Consider the following 19,090-nt stretch of genomic DNA (forward strand, 5'->3'; position numbering starts at 1 on the left):
CTTTTTGCGCGTGCTGAATTGAGCACTGCGAGGGCCCGGAAGGCCCGCCGCTTTATGCCAAAATCGCCGCATGACCCATTTCCTGCACACTGCCGACTGGCAGATCGGCCGTCAGTACGGCCAGTTTGAAACCGACGATGCCGCCATGCTGGCCGAGGCCCGCTTCGAGGTCGTGGCCCGCATCGCCACCTTGGCCGCCGAGCGCCGCGTGGACGCCGTGCTGGTCGCCGGAGACGTCTTCGACACGCAAGCGGTGTCGGATCGCACCATCCGCCGGCTTTTTGCCGCCATGTCTGCCTACACCGGGCCCTGGGTCATGATCGCGGGCAACCACGATGCCGCGCTGGCCGACAGCGTCTGGAGCCGCGCCATGCAGCTGGGCTGCATTCCCGCCCACGTGCATGTCCCGCTTGTCACCGGCGTCGTGGATCTGCCGCAAGCCAACCTCGCCGTGCTTGCGGCCCCGCTCACGCAGCGTCATACCTACGACGACGTCACGCAGGCCTTCGACACGCTGGAAACGCCAGCCGGGCGCATCCGCGTGGGCCTGGCGCACGGCAGCGTTGCCGGCCGCCTGCCCGACACGATCGACGCCACCAACCCCATCGCGCCCGATCGCGCGGACCGCGCCAGTCTGGATTATCTGGCGCTGGGCGATTGGCACGGCTGCCTGTCCATCGATGCCCGCACCTGGTATGCCGGCACGCCCGAACAGGACCGCTTCCGGGGCAACGAGCCCGGCTACGTGCTTGACGTGCAGATCGGCGCGCCCGGCATGGCGCCCGTGGTTGAACGCATCGCGACGGGCCGGTACCGCTGGTCCGCCTGGACAGAGACGCTCAGTCTCTCGTCGGACGCGCAGGCGCTGGCAGAGCGAATGGCAGCGCTGCGCGCCGATGATGTGTTGCGCCTGGATGTGCAGGGCCACGTCAACCTTGAAACCTGGGACGCGCTGCAAAAGGCGGTGGGAGAAGCCGCCGCGCAGGTGCGGGCCTTGCTGCCGGATCTGTCGGGTGTGCGGCTCGAACCCGACGAGGCCGACCTGGCGCAATTGCGCGCCAGCGGCTATGTGGGCGAGGTCGCCGCGCAACTGCAAGCGCTGCAGGCAACACAGGCAACGCATGCCGAAGACGACCAGTCCGCCGTGGCCAGCGAGGCCTTGCGCCTGCTCCTGCGCTTCCAGCGTGAAACCGCTGCGCCGGGAGCCGCCAAATGAAGATCTCCCGCATCGCCCTCGAAGAATTCCGCAAGTTCCGCCAGCCGTTGTCGCTGGACAATCTGCAAGACGGCCTGAACCTCTTTGTCGGTCCCAACGAGGCCGGTAAGAGCACGATTGCCGCCGCCATCCGTGCCGCGTTCCTTGAACGCTACAGCACCAGCAAGGTCGCCGACCTGGCGCCGCACGGCGAATCGGGCGCGCGCCCCAGCGTGGAGCTGGTCTTCACGCACGCGGATCACTCGTATGTCCTGAAAAAGCAGTTCCTGTCCAAGGCCCGCTGCGAACTCGTCGTCGACGACGGCGCGCAGCGGCTGGACGGCGAAGAGGCCGAAAACGCGCTGGCGGTCTTGCTGGGCTTTGAACTCCCCGGACGCGGCCAAAGCAAACCCGACCTGGCCGGCGTGCCGGGCCTGCTCTGGATACGCCAGGGCGACGGCCAGAACCTGCACGAAGCCGCGAGTTACGCGGGCTCGCATCTGCGCGATGCCTTGACGCAGCTCTCCGGCGAGCTGGCGTCCAGCGACGGCGATCGCCTGTTCGACCGCGTCTCGGCTGAGCGCGCCGCGTTGCTGGACGCGCGCAACGGCCGGCCCAAGGGCAGCTACAAGGAAGCCGAAGACGCGCTTGCCCGCGCCACGTCCGAGCGCGACGCGTGCGCGCAGGCCATGGCGCAACTGAACGCCGACGTCGACCGCCTGGCCGAGTTGCGGCGGGATCATGAACGCGCGCAGGCCGAGCAGCCCTGGAAGGATTTCGAGACCAAGGCCGTGCAGGCCCGCGCGCGGCTGGCCGCGCTGGCCAAGGAACGTGAAGCCTTCGACGGGCTGCAACGCGAGCAGGCGCAGGCAGCACAGACACTTGCGCTGCTGCAGGACCAGGTCCGGCGCGATCAGCAGGACGAAGCCGACTACCAGTCGCTGCTGCGCGAGGCGCGCGCCGCGCACGCGCACGTGCAGGCAATGCAGGAGCCGCTGGTGCGCGCCCAGCAGCAGCGGCAATCGCATGCGGCCGCCCTCGAGGCCGCGCGCCGTCGCGTGGCGCAGCTTCAGGCGCAAGCCGACCGCCGGGATCTGGACCGCCAGCTGGCGCAGCTCACGCCCGAGATCGAACGCCTGGACACCGCCCTGATCGCGGTCACCCACCTCATCGAACAAGGATTCGCGCTCAAGACCGAGGCCGTGCGCCTGGAGATCTCCGACGCCGAAATCGAAGCCCTGCGCAAGGCCAGCCGCGAACTGGGCAATCTGCAATTGCAGCAACAGGCCGTGGCCACCCGCCTGCGCTACCGGCTCGATGCCGGCGCGCAAGCTTTGCTCGATGGCAAGGCGGTCAGCGGCTCGGGCGAGGTCCTGCTGACGGCCGCGGCTGAACTCGACCTGCCCGGCGTGGGCCGCCTGCAGATCGAACCCGGCGGGCAGGATCTGCCGGCCCTGCAGCGCGACCTGGCGCGCGCGGAGTCGGCATGTGCCGCGTTGCTCAAGCGGGCGGGCGTCGACACCCTGACTGACGCCGAGCAACGCCACGCCCGCTACACCGCGTTGCAGCGCGAGCTGGACGGCATGCGCAAAACCCTGGGCATTCACGCGCCGCGCGGCGTGGATGCGCTGCGCACGCAGCGCGACGAAGCGCTGGCGCGTCTTGCCCAGTTGCAGGAAAGGCTGTCCAAACTGCCCCCCGCGCAGGACCTGAGCGACGATGTGGCCGGTGATGTCGCGGACGCAGACGACGACGGCCTGCCGGACGCCATCCAGGCCCTGCGCGAAGCCGAAGCGGTGGCCGCCCAGGCGGAAAAGGCGGTTACCGACGCGCAGCGCGCGCTGGACGCCGACACGGCCCGCGCCCAGTTGCTGGAAGGGCAGGCGGCTGCCCGGGGCGCCGAATTGCAGTCCGCTGAACGCGTGGCCCAACGGCAGGCACGCGCAGGCCGGCTCGCTGAAGTGCGCAGCGCCCACGACCAGCTCGACGCCCGTGTTCGCGAGGCCCGTGCCGCGCTGGCCGAACACCGGCCCGAACTGGCCGAGCAGGACGTGCAGCGGTTCGAGAAATCCGCCGCCATCGAACGCGATGCGCAGCACAAGCGCCACGGCGACATCCTGCAGCTGCAGGGCAAGCTGGATCAGGCCGGGGCGCAGGGGCTGGGCGAACGCCTGTCCGAAATGCAGGCGGCCTGCGAACGCCTGCAACGGCGCCGCGACGAGTTCGCGCGGCGCGCCGCCGCGCTGGACCTGCTGCAAAAGCTGCTGGCCGACAAACGCGCCGCGGCCACGCAGCGCCTGCAGGCGCCGCTCGCCCGGCGGCTCAACCATTATCTGGCGCTGCTCTTTCCCGACGCCGCGCTGCGACTGGACGATGCGCTGCTGCCCACGGCGCTGCGCCGCGGCGACGGCGAGGATCTGCTGGAGGCGCTCAGCTTCGGCACGCGCGAGCAACTTGGCATCCTGGCGCGCTTTGCCTACGCGGATCTGCTGCGCGAGGCCGGCCGGCCCACGTTGCTGCTGCTGGACGATGCGCTGGTGCACACCGACGACGCGCGTCGCGACTTCATGAAACGGGCGCTCTTTGACGCCGCCACGCGGCACCAGATCCTCATGTTCACCTGCCACGGCGAGGCATGGCGGGACATGGGCGTGGAGCAGCGCCGGATCGGATAGCGGCGGGGCGCGTTGGCGTTGATTCCGACGCCGACGCCAACGCTTGACGCTTCGGCCCGCGGCCGGTAGGCTGCTTCGATGCCTGATCACACGCCTCTCGCCATGCTTGCCCGCGCCGTCCGCGCCGGTCTTGCCTGCGCGCGCGTGCCGGCTTTCTTCTCTGCCGGTTCTCCGCCGGCGGTCTCTCCTGTCAAGAACGCGGCGCCGCCGCCGCCCGCCTCGCCGCCCAGCGGTGTGGTGTCGGGCGTGTGCCCGCCAGGGTTGGCTTTGCGCCGTCCCGTGTCGGCCGTCGTCGGCTGACCTGCCGCTTTCCCTTCTCCCGCCTGACCCCTCGCGCCGCGCCGCAAGCCGCATGACGTCTGCCGTCTGAGCAGCGCGCGCCCGAGAGCGCGCGTCATCGCGCGCCGGGCTGGAGTCTGTTGCCATTCAGACAGGTGATTTCTCATGTCCATCAACCGAAGCGCGTGGACTGCCCGCGCGTCCACCACCTTGTTCGTGCTGCTGTGGAGCGGCGGCGCGATCTTCGCGAAATGGGGGCTGTCGCACGCCTCCGCCTTTGGATTTCTGTTGTGCCGCTTCCTGCTTGCGTTGGCGGCGCTGCTCCTGATCTGCGCACCCCGCCGGCGATGGCTGCCCCAGCCCGGCACGCGCATTCAGGTGGCCGCGACGGGCGCGCTGCTGATCGGCAGTTACTCCATCTGCTATCTGCTCGCGCTGGATCATGGCGTGACGCCGGGCGTGCTGGCCACGTTGCTTGGCGCGCAACCCATCCTGACGCTGGCGCTGACCGAGCGCCGCCATGCCCCGGCGCGTCTGGCAGGGCTTTGCCTGGCGCTGGCCGGGCTGGTGCTGGTGGTGTATCAAAGCATCGCGCTGACCCGCTTGTCCGTGGCAGGCATCGCCTATGCCTGCGCCGCGCTGGCCAGCATGACGGGCGGCGCCTTGCTGCAAAAGCGCGTCCGGCAGGCGCCGATGGAGGTGATGCCGTTGCAGTACGCGGTCAGCCTCGTGCTGTGCCTGCTGTTTGCTCCATTCCAGCCGCTGCATGCCGACTGGAGCGTCGGCTTTATCGTGCCGCTGATCTGGATGGGCCTTGTGATCTCGGTGGGCGCCACGCTGCTTTTTTACCGCATGATCCAGGCGGGCAATCTCGTCAACGTGACCAGCTTGTTCTACCTGGTGCCGGTGGGCACGGCCGCGCTGGACTACGTAATCCTGGGCAATCGCCTGCCGGCGCTCAGCCTGGCGGGCATGGCCGCGATCCTGACGGGGCTGATGCTCGTCCTGCGCCATCCGGCGTCGGGGAACGATCAGGGGCAGCAGCAGCGATAGCGTCCTCGGCAGACGCTGGCACGGTTTTCAGGCGCGCGGGCCGCCGCCCGGGGCCTGGCTGTTCGCTGCGCCGACGTCCATCCAGCCGCTCCACGGCGGTGTGGCGTCCGTCGCGGGCGCGTCAAGCGCGCCGTCCGGCCCCGCCCAATGACCGCTCACGAGTTGAGCAGGCCGCGTCTGCGCCACGACCCGCGCGCACAGGTCCCACGCGTCGAGCCGCACGCTCAGGCCGGCATAGACGCCGTGTCCCGGCCCGGCCGCGATGATGCCCGCCGCGTGCACGCCTTCGCCCGCCCGGATGGCGCCTTCCGCGCGGATGTCCTCGCCGGCGATCATGCCCCACCCGCAGGCAAGGTGATCGCCGCACTGGATGGATCCGCCTGCCTGTATTCCGCAGGCGGCATGGATTTCCTGTTCCGCGCGAACGCTGCCGCCCGCCTTGATGCCTTGCCCGCATTTGATGGCGCCTTGCGCGCTGATGTCCTGGCCGGCATGCAGGTGGCCGGTCACGGCCAGATCCTGGCCCGCGCAGATGTCCCACTTGGCGCGCACGTTGCCGCCGCAGTCCAGGCGGGTGGCCGTCTCGATGCCCCAGTCGGCCGCCACGTCGCCGCCCGCCCGCAGGTTGCCGGCGCTGGCGATGTTGCCGCCGGCCGTGATGTTCTCGCCCGCGACGATCGATTCGCCCGCCCGGATCCCGCCGCCCGTGACAATGCTGCGTCCGGCGCGCACCACCGTGTCCACGTTGATGCCCATTCGCACTTCCAGCGTCCCCGCGAACACGATGGCGTTCGCGTCCAGCGTGTCCAGGCGCAGCACGGCGTCGGTCGGGCCGAACTGATCCAGCAGCCAGCAGGCATCGCCGACGCGGCCGTCGGCGACGAGCGCGTCGAGCACGGCCTGGTAGTCCCCCTGGCCGTTGTGGTCGCGAAGGAACCATTTGTAGCCGCCCGCGCAGGGGTTCTTGGCTTTGACGAATTTCTTGGTGAGTTGCATGGCGCTGAATCGAAGACGGTGCGTGGCCGCCGCGCCAGCTTTCGTGAAGGCGTGCGCAGGCGAAATGGGGACGGGCACCTGCCACGCGGCAGTGCGCCCGCCGGCCGGTTTCAGGCTGCGGCGCGCGTGGATGTGCGAAGGCAGCCGGCAACGGGCCGGAGCAAGGAAATCAGAAAGGGGAAAGGCGGGCGATTAGCCGGGCTTGGACCGCGCGTAAGCGGAACGCGCGGCGACCTCCTGCGAACTCAACAGCGTTGAGCGCAGGGCGCAGAGGGCGCAGGTGACGCAGGGTAGGGAGGATATGTCGGATTGCACGGGGCAGATGCTACCACCCGGGCAATTGCCGTCAAGCGGCGCAGGAGGCGAAAAAGGGCGCCAACCGGCGTTGGCGCCCTTCATGTCGAACTGGAGTATCAGTTCGTCAGGACGATGTTGCGGTCCTTGGCGATGCGCTGGCGCAGTTCAAGTTCGCGCTTGATCTGCGCGGCGTATTCGGCCGGCGTGTTGCCGTCCACCAGCGAGCCGCCGTCGGCCAGGCGCTGGGCGATCTTCGGATCCTTCAGCGCCTTGACCGCCGCGGCGTGGACGCGGTCGATCACCGCTTGCGGCGTGCCGGCGGGCGCCACCAGGCCATACCACGCCATGTTGTCCATGTCGGGCAGGCCGCCTTCGGCGAACGTCGGCACGTCGGGCAGGGCGGGCAGGCGCTTGGGCGCCGCCACGGCCAGCGCGCGCAGCTTGCCCGCCTGGATGTGCGGCATCGAGGAGGGCAGGTTGTCGAACTGCACATTGACCTGGCCGGCGATGACGTCGTTCAGCGCCGGGCCCGATCCGCGGTAAGGCACGTGGACCATGTCGGTCTTGGTCAGCGACTTGAACAGTTCACCATCCAGGTGGCTGATGCCGCCCGCGCCCGACGAGGCATAGCTGTACTTGCCGGGGTTGTTCTTCAGGAGGGTGATGAATTCAGCCAGCGTCTTGGCGGGCACGCTGGGGTTGACCGTCATGACGTTGGGCACGTTCACCATGTTGGTGATCGGCGCAAAGTCCTTGAGCGGGTTGTACGGGTTCTTGGGATTGGTGGCCGGATTGGTGGCCATGGTGCTCACCGTGGCCACGCCCAGCGTGTAGCCGTCGGGCGCGGCGCGCACCACGGCGTCGGCGCCGATGGAGCCGCCACCGCCGCCCCGGTTTTCAACGACCACGGGCTGGCCGAGCTCACGGCCCAGGCCTTCAGCCACCACGCGGGCCACGATATCGGTCGTGCCGCCCGCTGCGAACGGAACGATCAGCCGGATGGGTTTATTGGGGTAGGGATCGGCGGCCTGAGCGGCGGAGGTCAAGCAGACGCCAGCGATGGCAAGGGCCAGGGCGGCTTTGGCATGTGACAACACGTTCAAGAGTCTTCTCCATATTGTTGTTCCGAGCCGGCCGGCTTCTTGGACCGGCTTCGGTGAAGCGCGCATTGCCGGGGGTGCCGGCAAGCCAACGCCTCGTGGCCGCAATTCCACACAGGTATGTCCCCACGGTCAACTTGGGATTGTCCCTGTCATGTTGAAAGGCAAAAATTTTCAGACGTTTTCCATTTCAGCGAAGATGACGGAAGTTACAGGAAAAAGTGTGTCTGACAGCCAGTTGAACGCCTTTCGATACGCTTTCAGTGCGCAAACGCTGCGCAGTCATCATGCTGTCATTAGCTGAGTACTCACATAAATCTCTGCATAACTTACAAGAATCTGATATTTTTCGGATGAGATTCTTGCCCGGTCTTGCAAGAAAGCTATTGCGTTTGTTTCTGTCTGCGCCGTTCAATTGGCGTTGGTTGATGTCCCCACGGGGCAACGTGTAGTGCAGCGACGCACCGGGCCAGGGTTCCGTCCGTTTTTCAATCCCCGGTCTGTTTCGTCTCTCGCTGCCTTGCGCTGGCGGGAGGGGGCCCGGACATTTTCGGAACGCCATGTCGCTGATCCTGATCCTCGCTCTGCCGTTCGCCGGCAGCCTGTGCGCCGCGCTGCTGCCTTCCAACGCCCGCAACGCCGAGGCGTGGCTGGCTGGCCTCATCGCCCTCGTCTGCGTGGTTCTGATCGCGACCCTGTATCCCGACGTCGCCAACGGCGGCGTCATTAGGGCCGACATTCCGTGGGCGCCCGCCCTCGGACTGCAATTCACCCTGCGCATGGACGGCTACGCCTGGCTGTTCGCGCTGATCGTCTCGGGCATGGGCGCGCTGGTGGTGCTGTATGCGCGCTACTACATGTCGCCCGAAGACCCGGTGCCGCGTTTCTTCTCCTTCTTTCAAGCCTTCATGGCCGCCATGCTGGGCGTGGTGCTCTCGGGCAACCTGATCCAGCTCGTGCTGTTCTGGGAAATGACCAGCCTGGCGTCCTTCATGCTGATCGCCTACTGGCACCACCGCCTGGACGCGCGCCGGGGCGCCCGCATGGCGCTGACGGTCACCGGGGCGGGCGGGCTCTGTCTGCTGGCCGGGGTGCTGATCCTGGGCCACATCGTCGGCAGCTACGACATGGACCGCGTCCTGGCGTCGGGCGACCTGGTCCGGGCCGACCCCTGGTATCCGGCCGTGCTGGTGCTGGTGGCGCTGGGCGCGCTGACCAAAAGCGCTCAGTTCCCGTTCCATTTCTGGCTGCCCAACGCCATGGCCGCGCCCACGCCGGTGTCGGCCTATCTGCATTCGGCAACGATGGTCAAGGCGGGCGTCTTCCTGCTGGCGCGCTTCTGGCCCGTGCTGTCGGGCACCGACGAATGGTTCTGGATCATCGGCGGCCTTGGGCTTATCACCCTGGTGCTGGGCGCTTACGCAGCCATTTTCCAGCAGGACATGAAAGGGGTGCTGGCCTATTCCACGATCAGCCACCTGGGCCTCATCACGTTGCTGCTGGGCCTGAACAGCACCCTGGCGCTGGTGGCGGCCATCTTCCACATGATCAACCACGCCACGTTCAAGGCGTCGCTCTTCATGGCGGCGGGCGTGGTAGACCACGAAACCGGCACCCGCGACCTGGGGAGGCTGTCCGGCCTGTACAAGGCGATGCCCATCACCGCCACGCTGGCGATGGTGGCCGCCGCCTCGATGGCGGGCGTGCCGCTGCTGAACGGCTTCCTGTCCAAGGAAATGTTCTTTGCCGAGACCACCTTCGTCAGCGCGGACCGCTACGTGCAGCTTGGCCTGCCGCTCTTGGCCACGATTGCCGGCGCGTTCAGCGTGGCGTACTCGCTGCGCTTCATCCTGCAGGTGTTCTTCGGCCCGCCGGCCACCGACCTGCCGCGCGAACCGCACGAACCGCCGCGCTGGATGCTGCTGCCCAGCGCGCTGCTGGTCCTTATGTGCCTGCTGGTCGGCATCGTCCCCAGCCTGACCGTGGGTCCGTTCCTGGCCACCGCGGCGCAAAGCATCCTGGGCGAGAACATGCCTGACTACAGCCTGGCCGTCTGGCATGGCTTCAATCTGCCGCTCGCCATGAGCCTGGTCGCCACCACTGCAGGCGTGCTGCTGTACCTGGCCCTGCGTGCCCATCAGCGCGCCAATCCCGGCCGCGTGCCGTTCATCTACCGCCTGGACGGCCGCCGCACATTCGAGGCGCTGCTGGACGGTTCCAGCGTTGCCGCCGCGTGGCTGTTGCGCTGGGTGTCGTCCACGCGCCTGCAGGTGCAGATGGTGCTGATCGTGGTCGGCACGCTGTTCGTCGCGTGGCTGCCGCTGCGCGCGGGCGGCTGGCTGGACGGCGCCGTGCGCCTGACGCCCGTCGATCCGGTGTTCGCATTGCTGTGGATCGTGGGCGGCACGTGCGCGCTGGCCGCCGCGTTCCAGGCCAAGTACCACCGCCTGGCCTCGCTGGCGCTGGCCGGCGGGGCAGGGCTGATCACCTGCCTGACCTTTGTCTGGTTCTCGGCGCCCGATCTGGCCCTGACCCAGTTGTCCGTCGAAGTCGTGACGCTGGTGCTGCTGCTTCTGGGTCTGCGCTGGCTGCCGCGGCGCATCGTGCAGGACGACGAAGAAAGCCTGAAGGCCACGCTGATGGCGCGCGGGCGCCGCCTGCGCGACCTGTTGCTGGCGGTGGCGGCCGGCACGGGCATGTCGGCGCTGGCCTATTCGGTGCTGGCGCGGCCCCAGACCAATCCCATTTCGTCCTACTTCGTGGACCGGGCGCTGCCCGACGGCGGCGGCACCAACGTGGTCAACGTGATCCTCGTGGACTTCCGCGGTTTCGATACGTTTGGCGAAATCACGGTACTGGGCATCGTGGCGCTGACCGTCTACGCGCTGCTGCGCCGCTTCCGCCCGGCCGCCGAGAGCGCGGACATTCCGCGCCAGCAGATGGACCAGGACGGCGGCATCCCCGACGCGCCCGACATCAAGTCGGTGGTGCCCGCGGGCTCGATGATGGTGCCGGCCGTGCTGGTGCGCCTGCTGCTACCGGTTGCCGCGCTGATTTCCGTGTACTTCCTCTTGCGCGGCCACAACCAGCCGGGCGGCGGCTTCGTCGGCGGCCTCATCTTCGCCACCTCCGTCATCCTGCAGTACATGGTGGGCGGGGTGTACTGGGTCGAATCCCGCAGCCGCCTGAATCCCCAGAACTGGATCGGCATCGGGCTGCTGTCCGCAGGCATCGCCGCCGTGAGCGCGTGGCTGGCCTACAAGCCGTTCCTCGCCGCGCTGGCCTGGGACGTCGCGCTGCCGTTGATCGGCCATGTCCACGTGTCCAGCGTGCTGCTGTTCGACCTGGGTGTCTACATGCTGGTCGTGGGATCCACCGTGCTAGTGCTGGTGGCGCTTGCCCACCAATCGCTGCGCGCGCAACGCAAGGCCGCCGCCGAACTCCAGGCGGCCGCCGCTCAAACAGGAGAAGCCTGATGGAATTGATATACGCAGCCGCGATCGGCGTGCTGGCGGGCTCGGGCGTATGGCTGCTGCTGCGGCCCCGGACGTTCCAGTTCATCATGGGACTGTCGCTGGTCTCCTATGCGGTCAACCTTTTCATCTTCGGCATGGGCCGGCTCACGTCCGGCAAGCCGCCGGTGGTGGATCCCGCCATGGCGCATGATCCTTCCTGGTATGCGGATCCGCTGCCGCAGGCGCTGGTGCTGACCGCCATCGTCATCGGCTTTGCCACCACCGCGCTGTTCCTGGTTGTGCTGCTCGCCTCGCGGGGCCTTACGGGTACCGACCACGTTGATGGACGGGAGTCCCAATCTTGAGTTTCTGGCTTCAACATCTTCCGGTCCTGCCCATCATCATTCCGCTAGTCGCGGGCGCGGCGATGCTGCTGCTCGCCGACACCAGCCGCTACGCGCGCGGCGGCATCGCGCTTGTGTCCACGCTTGCCCAATTGGCGGCCGCGATTTACCTGTTGTTTGTCGCAGGCGGGGGCGTGCCCGGCGTCTGGGAAAACGGGGTAGGGGCCTACCTGGTGGGCGATTGGCCGGCGCCGTTCGGCATCGTGCTGGTGGTCGACCGCCTGGCCGCAGTCATGCTGACGCTGACGGCGGTGCTGGGGCTGGCCACGCTGGTCTACGCGCTGGCGCGGTGGGACCGCGCGGGCGTGCATTTCCACTCGCTCTTCCAGTTCCTGCTGATGGGCCTGAATGGCGCCTTCCTGACCGGCGACCTGTTCAACCTGTTCGTGTTCTTCGAGGTGCTGCTGGCCGCGTCCTACGGCTTGCTGCTGCATGGGTCCGGCGTGGCGCGCGTCAGCGCCGGCCTGCAGTACATCGCCGTGAATCTCGTGGCTTCGTTCCTGCTGCTCATCAGCATTGCGCTGATCTACGGCGTGACGGGCACGCTCAACATGGCCGACCTGGCCTTGCGCGCGGGCAATCTGACGGGCGCCGAGCGCATGCTGTTCGAAGCGGGCGCCGCCATCCTGGGCGTGGCGTTCCTCGTGAAGGCGGGGGCCTGGCCGCTCAACTTCTGGCTGGTCAAAGGCTATGGGTCGGCTGGCGCACCCATCGCGGCCATGTTCTCCATCATGACCAAGGTCGGCATCTACGCCTTGCTGCGCATTGGCTCGCTGCTGTTGCCCACGGGCGCGCCCGCCGCGTTCAGCCTGGACTGGATGTTCGCCGCCGGACTGGCCACGCTGCTGTTCGGCGCCCTGGGGCTGCTGGCCACCCAGCAACTGGAAAAAATGGTCGGCTACTGCGTCATCGTTTCGGCCGGCACGCTGCTGACCGCGCTGGGCATGCCGGGCGTCACGCTCACCGGTCCCGCGCTGTTCTACCTGATCAGTTCGGTGCTGACGACGGGCGCGTTCTTCCTCTTGGCCGAGCTGATCGAACGCACCCGCAGCTTCGGCGCGAACGTGCTCGCAGTTACGCTCGACGCCTTCGATCTGGATGATCCGACCTCTGTGAACCGGTCCGACGACGTGGTCGGCGTGGCGATCCCCGCCGCGATGGCGTTCCTGGGCTTGGCCTTCATTTCGTGCGCCTTGCTGGTGACCGGCCTGCCGCCGCTGTCCGGCTTCGTCGCCAAGTTTTCGCTGTTGTCGGCGGCCGTCTCGGCGGCCACCGAATCGGCGCCGCCCATGGACGCCTGGATTCTCGTGGCGGCCGTGCTGGTGTCGGGTCTGGCTGGCCTGATCGGCCTGGGCCGCACCGGCATCCGTATTTTCTGGGCCAGCGACGACCGCAGCACGCCGCGCCTTCGCGTGATCGAGGCGGGCCCGGTCGCGGCGCTGGTGTTGCTTTGCGTGGCCCTGGCCGCGGGCGCCGGTCCAGTGTCGGCCTACCTAGACGACGCGGCCCGGTCGCTTGACCAGCCCGCGTCCTACATCGACGCCGTCATGTCCGCGCAGACCGTGCGCGGCGTCAAGGGAGGAAGCTGATGCGCCGTCTTTACTTCCTAATCCTGCCCACGCTGCTGTTTGTTCTCTGGCTGGTGCTCAACGAAAGCCTGTCCGCGGGGCAGATCGCGCTGGGCATCGCGCTGGCGCTGTGGTTCACGTGGGCCGCCTCGCGCCTGCGACCGCTGCGGGCGCGCCCGCGCCGCCTCTGGAAGGTGATACCGCTTTTCCTGCGCGTGACGCTGGACATCATCAAGTCCAACATCGCGGTGGCGCGGCTGATCCTGAATCCGCGCCGCAATGAATTCTCGCCTGGGTTCATCCTGATCCCGCTCACCATGCGCGACCCGCATGGCCTGGCGATGCTGGCCTGCATCGTCACCTATACGCCCGGCACCGTCTGGGTGGACCTGACCGAAGACCACAGCCTGAAACTGCACGTGCTCGACCTGCAGAACGAAGACGAGTGGATCGAGCTGGTGCAGCAGCGCTATGAGCGCCCGTTGATGGAGATGTTCGAATGAATTCCGTACTGTATTGGGCGGCATCCTTTGCCTTGCTCTGCTTTGCGCTGGGCATGGTGTTTGCCACCATCCGCCTGTTGCGAGGCCCCACCGCCCAGGACCGCGTCCTGGCCCTGGACACGCTGTACATCAACGGCATGCTGACGATGCTGGTGTTCGGCATCCGGTCCGGCACGTCCGTGTACTTCGACATTGCGCTGCTGATCGCGCTGTTCGGTTTCGTGGGCTCCACCGCAATGGCGCGCTTTCTCCTGCGCGGCGAGGTCATCGAGCCATGATGGACGTCGATATCCCGCTGTGGGCCGGCATTCCGGCCTGCATCCTGCTGGTGCTGGGGGGGCTGCTGGCGGTGACCGGTTCGGCCGGTCTGCTGCGCTTTCGCACGTTCCAGTCGCGCATCCATGCGCCCACGCTGGGCAACACGATGGGCTGCGCCTGCGTGCTGGCATCTTCCATTCTCGTCTTCTCGGCGCTGTCGGCGCGGCCCGTGTTTCACGAGGTCATCATCACGTTGCTGTTGATTGTGTCGTCGCCCGTCACGGCCATGCTGCTGATGCGCGCCGCGACCTATCGCAACCGCCTCACCAAGGCCGAAGCGGACAAAGACGCGCGCTGAATTTGGGGCGCGACCCCGATTGGCGTTGAAACGTAACCTTACGAATTCACGTCGCTGGTTATGTCCCCCATCGCCAGGTCATGGGATAGTGATGTCAGTGGGCGACACGGCGCAAGACCGAGTCGCCCGGGTTCAATCTCTTCTAAAGGAGCTGACCATGACTTCTGTTTCCCTGCCTACGAAGCGCCTCGCCGCCATGCTGTGCACGACCGGACTGATGCTTGCCGCCGGCGCCGCGCACGCGCAATCCGGCAACGCCGACTCGTCGCAGTCGCGCTACCAGCAGGACGTCGCGGCTTGCAAGAGCGGCACGACCGGCCAACCGCTGGATACCTGCCTGCGCGAAGCCGGCGCGGCGCGCCAGGAGCGCAACCGCCAGAATCTGCGGGACGACAGCCCTGAACAACTTCAGCAGAACATGCTGGCCCGCTGCAGCCGCTTGCCGGAAGCCCAGCGCCAGAATTGCGTCACCCAGATGACCTCGCCCAGCAATGTGCGCGGTAGCGTTCAGGGCGGCGGCGTGCTGCGCGAAACCGTGATTCAAGTGCCCGCCGGCACCGCACCGGGCATGGCCCCGGCCCCTGGCATGGCACCCGCACCCGGAATGGCTCCCGCCCCGGGCATGGCGCCGGCCCCCGGCATGGCCCCCGCGCCGGGCACGGGAACCATGAGCGCACCGATCCGCCAGTAAGTCGCCGGCGTCAAATCGGGCATGGCGTGAGGGCGCAGCCGCTGCCGCAATCAGGCAAAATGGCGGCTGTCGCCTTTTCTCACGCACATTCATGTCCGACGTCATCGCCCTGATTTTCGACTTCGACGACACGCTGGCTTCGGACAGCACGTCCGGCTTTCTGGACAGCATCGGCGTGGACACGGCCTCGTTCTGGAAGGAAGAGGTCGATCCCTTGCTGTTTCAGCAGGACTGGGATCCCGTCCCCGCCTATCTCTACAAGATGATCGAACTGTCCCGCCAGGGACGGCACGGGCTCATCACGCAGCAGCGCCTGAAAGATTGGGGCGCGCGCCTCGATCTGCACGACGGCGTATCCACGCTGTTCCAGCGGCTGCGCGCGGCGGTGCGCGCCGAGCATCCGCAGGTGCAGCTTGAGTTCTACCTGATTTCCAGCGGCATCGGCGACGTGGTGCGCGCCACGCCCATCGCGCATGAGTTCACCGAGATCTGGGCCTCGGAATTCGTCTATGGCGACGACGGCGGCATTGCGTTCCCGCGGCGCGTCGTCAGTTTCACCGACAAGACCCGCTACCTTTTCCACATCCAGAAGGGCATCATCGGCCGCGATTTCCGCAACAAGCCGTTCGAGGTCAACCGCAAGATTCCCGAGGACAGGCTGCGCATCCCGTTCGACCAGATGGTCTTCGTGGGCGATGGCTACACGGACATCCCGTGCTTTTCGCTGATCCGCCGCGCCGGCGGCTTCGCTTTCGGGGTCTGGGATCCCAAGCACCGCGACAAGCGCAGCCGCGCCTGGGGCTTCATCGAGGAAGGGCGCGTGTCCAACCTGAATCAGGCCCGCTATGACGAGCAGGCCGAGCTCTATCAGTGGCTCGAAGAGGCCGTCACCAGCCTGGCCGGCCGCATTGCGCTGAAGTCGCGGGTGTACCGTGGCTGACCCGGCCGTGCTGGCCGCGCCTGCGGTGGTCCCGCCCTGGACCGAGCAAGACGCCCGATTCATGACCCTGGCGCTGGAACAGGCCCAGGCGGCGTACGACATCGGCGAGGTGCCGGTGGGCGCGCTGGTCGTCTCTGCCCAGGGCGACATCCTGGGGCGCGGCTACAACCGCACCATCATCGACCACGACCCGACCGCGCACGCCGAGATCGTCGCCTTGCGCGGCGCCGCGCGGCAGCTTGAAAACTACCGGCTGCCCGGCATCACCGTCTACGTCACGCTCGAGCCCTGCGTCATGTGCATCGGCGCCATGCTGCACGCGCGCCTGGCCCGTGTCGTGTTCGGCGCCTACGATCCCAAGACCGGCGCCTGCGGCAGCGTGCTGGACGTCGGGTCCGTGCCCAGGCTCAATCATCACACTTCAGTCACCGGCGGCGTGCTGGCCGAACCCTGCGGCGATCTGCTGCGCCGGTTCTTCCGCGAACGCCGCGCCAAGGAATCCATCGCATGAGTACCCCCAAAGCCGCCAAGCCCGCCACCAAGGCGCGCCGCGCGAAGGCCGCAGTGCCCGCGGCCCACGATCACCCGCACGATCACGGCCCGGACTGCGGCGACGCATGCGGCCATGATCACGACCACCATCACGGCCCGCAGCCGGACGCCCGCGGCATCTATCTGATTTCCCCGTCGTCCGCCGTGCGCGATCCCGCCACCGTGACGCTGGCGCGCGAACGGCTGGAGCAGCAGGGCTTCAAGACGGCGCTGGACCGCTCGGCGCTGGCCGAACACCAGCGGTTCGCGGGCACGGATGCGCAGCGTCTGGCCAGCCTGACCCGCGCGGCCAAGCAGAAGCTGCCGATCGTCATGGTGACCCGCGGCGGCTACGGCCTGGGCCGGCTGCTGCATGCCATCGACTGGAAGGCAATGGCCGACAGCGGCAAGCGATTTGTCGGCATGAGCGATTTCACGGCGTTCAACCTGGGCCTGCTGGCGCAGACCGGCGCGGTCAGCTATACCGGCGCCACCGCGGTCCGGGACTTCGGCGGCAAGAAGGTCGATGATCTGACCGAGGCGCTGTTCGGCGAACTGATGCGCGGTGAGCTGGAAATCCTCAGCTTCGAAACACCGGACGCCGACCCGGTGGACGCGCGCGGCATCCTGTGGGGCGGCAACCTGGCCATGCTGACCTCGCTGCTGGGCACGCCCTACATGCCGAAGATCCGCGGCGGCATCCTGTTCCTTGAAGACGTTGCCGAGCATCCGTACCGCGTCGAACGCATGCTGATCCAGCTGTGGCAGGCCGGCATCCTGGCGCGCCAGAAGGCGATCGTGCTGGGACGTTTTACGGAATACAAGCTGGCCCCGCACGACAAGGGGTACGATCTGCACGAGGTCGTGGCCTGGCTGCGCAGGACGGTCAAGGTGCCGGTGATTACCGGCCTGCCGTACGGCCATGTCGATACCAAAGCCACCCTGCCGATCGGCCAGAAGGTCGGGATCGCCACCGAGAAGGGCCTGGCGCACCTGGTGCTGGACGAACACCATCACTAAAGCGCGATCCGGCGGCCGGCGATCCGGCGGCCGGCGTCGGTCGCAACCGAAGTCCCAAATAGGGGCCGCACCACGTTTGCTACACTAGCAGGTTTTCCCGCATGCGCCTTTGGGCGCCTTCAAACGTACATACACCGTGATATCCACCGCCAATCTCACCATCCAGTTCGGTCCCAAGCCCCTTTTCGAGAACGTCAGCGTCAAGTTCGGGGAAGGCAACCGGTACGGGCTGATCGGGGCCAATGGGTCCGGCAAGTCTACGTTCATGAAGATCATCGGCGGCGATCTCGAACCCTCCGGCGGCAACGTCGCGCTTGAGCCGGGCGTGCGCCTGGGCAAGCTGCGCCAGGACCAGTTCGCCTTCGAAGACGTGCGCGTGCTTGATGTGGTGATGATGGGCCACACCGAAATGTGGCAGGCCATGTCCGAGCGCGACGCGATCTACGCGAATCCGGAGGCGACCGAAGACGACTACATGCGCGCCGCCGACCTGGAAGCCAAGTTTGCCGAGTACGACGGCTACACCGCCGAAGCCCGCGCAGGCGAACTGCTGCTGGGCCTGGAAATCGCCGTCGACCAGCACAACCTGCCGATGCGCGAAGTGGCGCCGGGCTGGAAGCTGCGCGTGCTGCTGGCGCAGGCGCTGTTCTCGAACCCCGACGTCCTGCTGCTGGACGAACCCACCAACAACCTGGACATCAACACGATCCGCTGGCTGGAAAATGTGCTCAACGGCTACCAGAGCACGATGATCATCATCAGCCACGATCGTCACTTCCTGAACCAGGTGTGCACGCACATGGCCGACGTGGACTACGGTGAAATCCGCATCTACGCCGGCAACTACGACGACTACATGCTGGCTAGCACCCAGGCCCGCGAACGCCTGGTCGCCAACAACGCCAAGGCCAAGGAACGCGTCGCAGAATTGCAGGACTTCGTGCGCCGCTTTGCGGCCAACAAGTCCAAGTCGCGCCAGGCCACGTCGCGCCTGAAGCAGATCGACCGCATCAAGGCCGACCAGGTCGTGGTCAAGCCCTCGTCGCGCCAGAATCCGTACATCCGCTTCGAGCAGAACAAGGTCATGCACCGCCTGGCCGTCACCGTCGAAAACCTGACCAAGGCCTACGACGCGCCGGTCATCACCAAGTTCTCGGCCATGGTCGACGCCGGCGAGAAGATCGCGATCATCGGCGCCAACGGCGTGGGCAAGACCACGCTGCTGCGCCTGCTGGCGCAGGACCTGCAGCCCGATTCGGGCACGGTCAAATGGTCGGACAATGCCGACCTCGGCTACATGGCCCAGGACGTTTCCGACCAGTTCCTGCAGACCGACATCAACCTGCTGGACTGGATGGGCGACCACCGCCAGCCGGGCGACGACGACCAGTCGATCCGTTCGGTGCTGGGCCGCCTGCTGTTCTCGGCGGATGACCTGCCCAAGGCGCCCAAGGTGCTGTCCGGCGGCGAAAAGAACCGCATGACCTTCGGCCGCCTGATGCTTGGCCGGCACAACGTCATGCTGCTCGACGAGCCCACCAACCACCTGGACATGGAATCGATCGAATCGCTGCAGTTCGCGCTGGAAAAGTACGAAGGCACGCTGGTGTTCGTGTCGCATGACCGCGAATTCGTGTCGGGCCTGGCCACGCGCGTGATCGAAATCCTGCCTTCGGGCGAGATCGTCGACTACCGCGGCGGCTACGAAGACTACCTGTCCTCTCGCGGCATCGAGGCCTGATTCCCGGACGGTTCGCCTGAAGCGGC

16 protein-coding genes are annotated in these 19,090 nt (G+C 67.2%); 14 read left to right on the forward strand and 2 right to left on the reverse strand.

Going from position 1 to position 19,090, the window contains the following annotated elements; translation table 11 throughout:
• Window positions 1-70: 70 nt before the first annotated feature.
• The 3 genes from ASD87_RS03710 (at window position 71) to ASD87_RS03720 (ending at window position 5,202) form a co-directional block, all read left to right on the forward strand.
• Entirely contained in the window at window positions 71-1,216 is a 1,146-nt protein-coding gene (locus tag ASD87_RS03710; protein ID WP_056317302.1) for a DNA repair exonuclease, read from the forward strand.
• On the forward strand, window positions 1,213-3,870 hold the full coding sequence (locus ASD87_RS03715) for an AAA family ATPase (RefSeq protein WP_056317304.1): 2,658 nt from the start codon (window positions 1,213-1,215) through the stop codon (window positions 3,868-3,870). The genes ASD87_RS03710 and ASD87_RS03715 overlap by 4 nt, the downstream gene beginning before the upstream one ends.
• Before the next feature lie 444 nt (window positions 3,871-4,314).
• Window positions 4,315-5,202, forward strand: a complete 888-nt coding sequence (locus tag ASD87_RS03720) for a DMT family transporter (RefSeq protein ID WP_056317307.1) — start codon at window positions 4,315-4,317, stop codon at window positions 5,200-5,202.
• Window positions 5,203-5,229: 27 nt separating this feature from the next.
• On the opposite strand, the gene ASD87_RS03725 is transcribed toward ASD87_RS03720, so the two are convergent.
• Window positions 5,230-6,198, reverse strand: coding sequence for a hypothetical protein (locus ASD87_RS03725; protein WP_056318708.1), 969 nt, complete (start codon window positions 6,196-6,198; stop codon window positions 5,230-5,232).
• A 413-nt stretch (window positions 6,199-6,611) separates the two neighbouring features.
• On the reverse strand, window positions 6,612-7,598 hold the full coding sequence (locus ASD87_RS03730; RefSeq protein ID WP_056317310.1) for a tripartite tricarboxylate transporter substrate binding protein: 987 nt from the start codon (window positions 7,596-7,598) through the stop codon (window positions 6,612-6,614).
• A gap of 557 nt (window positions 7,599-8,155) precedes the next feature.
• Here ASD87_RS03730 and ASD87_RS03735 point away from each other — a divergent pair.
• From ASD87_RS03735 to ASD87_RS03785, 11 genes are all read left to right on the forward strand, one after another.
• Entirely contained in the window at window positions 8,156-11,071 is a 2,916-nt protein-coding gene (locus ASD87_RS03735; RefSeq protein WP_056317313.1) for a monovalent cation/H+ antiporter subunit A, read from the forward strand.
• Window positions 11,071-11,415, forward strand: a complete 345-nt coding sequence (locus tag ASD87_RS03740) for a Na+/H+ antiporter subunit C (RefSeq protein ID WP_056317316.1) — start codon at window positions 11,071-11,073, stop codon at window positions 11,413-11,415. The genes ASD87_RS03735 and ASD87_RS03740 overlap by 1 nt, the downstream gene beginning before the upstream one ends.
• Window positions 11,412-13,043: a monovalent cation/H+ antiporter subunit D gene (locus tag ASD87_RS03745; RefSeq protein WP_056317317.1), complete on the forward strand. Its 1,632-nt coding sequence runs from the start codon at window positions 11,412-11,414 to the stop codon at window positions 13,041-13,043. Before ASD87_RS03740 ends, ASD87_RS03745 begins: the two co-directional genes overlap by 4 nt.
• On the forward strand, window positions 13,043-13,525 hold the full coding sequence (locus tag ASD87_RS03750; RefSeq protein WP_056317320.1) for a Na+/H+ antiporter subunit E: 483 nt from the start codon (window positions 13,043-13,045) through the stop codon (window positions 13,523-13,525). Before ASD87_RS03745 ends, ASD87_RS03750 begins: the two co-directional genes overlap by 1 nt.
• Entirely contained in the window at window positions 13,522-13,803 is a 282-nt protein-coding gene (locus ASD87_RS03755; protein ID WP_056317324.1) for a K+/H+ antiporter subunit F, read from the forward strand. Before ASD87_RS03750 ends, ASD87_RS03755 begins: the two co-directional genes overlap by 4 nt.
• Entirely contained in the window at window positions 13,800-14,141 is a 342-nt protein-coding gene (mnhG, locus tag ASD87_RS03760) for a monovalent cation/H(+) antiporter subunit G (protein ID WP_056317327.1), read from the forward strand. The genes ASD87_RS03755 and mnhG overlap by 4 nt, the downstream gene beginning before the upstream one ends.
• 157 nt (window positions 14,142-14,298) lie before the next feature.
• The gene (locus tag ASD87_RS03765; protein ID WP_081101054.1) at window positions 14,299-14,832 is read left to right on the forward strand and encodes a hypothetical protein; all 534 of its coding nucleotides are present in this window, start codon (window positions 14,299-14,301) and stop codon (window positions 14,830-14,832) included.
• Window positions 14,833-14,923: 91 nt separating this feature from the next.
• Window positions 14,924-15,772 (forward strand): HAD family hydrolase, encoded by an 849-nt coding sequence (locus tag ASD87_RS03770; protein WP_056317330.1) that lies wholly within the window; start codon window positions 14,924-14,926, stop codon window positions 15,770-15,772.
• A 7-nt stretch (window positions 15,773-15,779) separates the two neighbouring features.
• Window positions 15,780-16,283 (forward strand): tRNA adenosine(34) deaminase TadA, encoded by a 504-nt coding sequence (gene tadA / locus ASD87_RS03775; RefSeq protein ID WP_255357244.1) that lies wholly within the window; start codon window positions 15,780-15,782, stop codon window positions 16,281-16,283.
• Complete coding sequence (locus tag ASD87_RS03780; protein WP_156403374.1) at window positions 16,280-17,323, forward strand: LD-carboxypeptidase; 1,044 nt, start codon at window positions 16,280-16,282, stop codon at window positions 17,321-17,323. Before tadA ends, ASD87_RS03780 begins: the two co-directional genes overlap by 4 nt.
• 136 nt (window positions 17,324-17,459) lie before the next feature.
• Window positions 17,460-19,064, forward strand: a complete 1,605-nt coding sequence (locus ASD87_RS03785; RefSeq protein WP_056318719.1) for an ABC-F family ATPase — start codon at window positions 17,460-17,462, stop codon at window positions 19,062-19,064.
• The last annotated feature ends 26 nt before the right edge of the window (window positions 19,065-19,090 follow it).

Origin of the sequence: Achromobacter sp. Root170, assembly GCF_001428165.1 — a bacterium.
In the GTDB taxonomy this organism is placed as follows: domain Bacteria; phylum Pseudomonadota; class Gammaproteobacteria; order Burkholderiales; family Burkholderiaceae_B; genus Achromobacter; species Achromobacter mucicolens.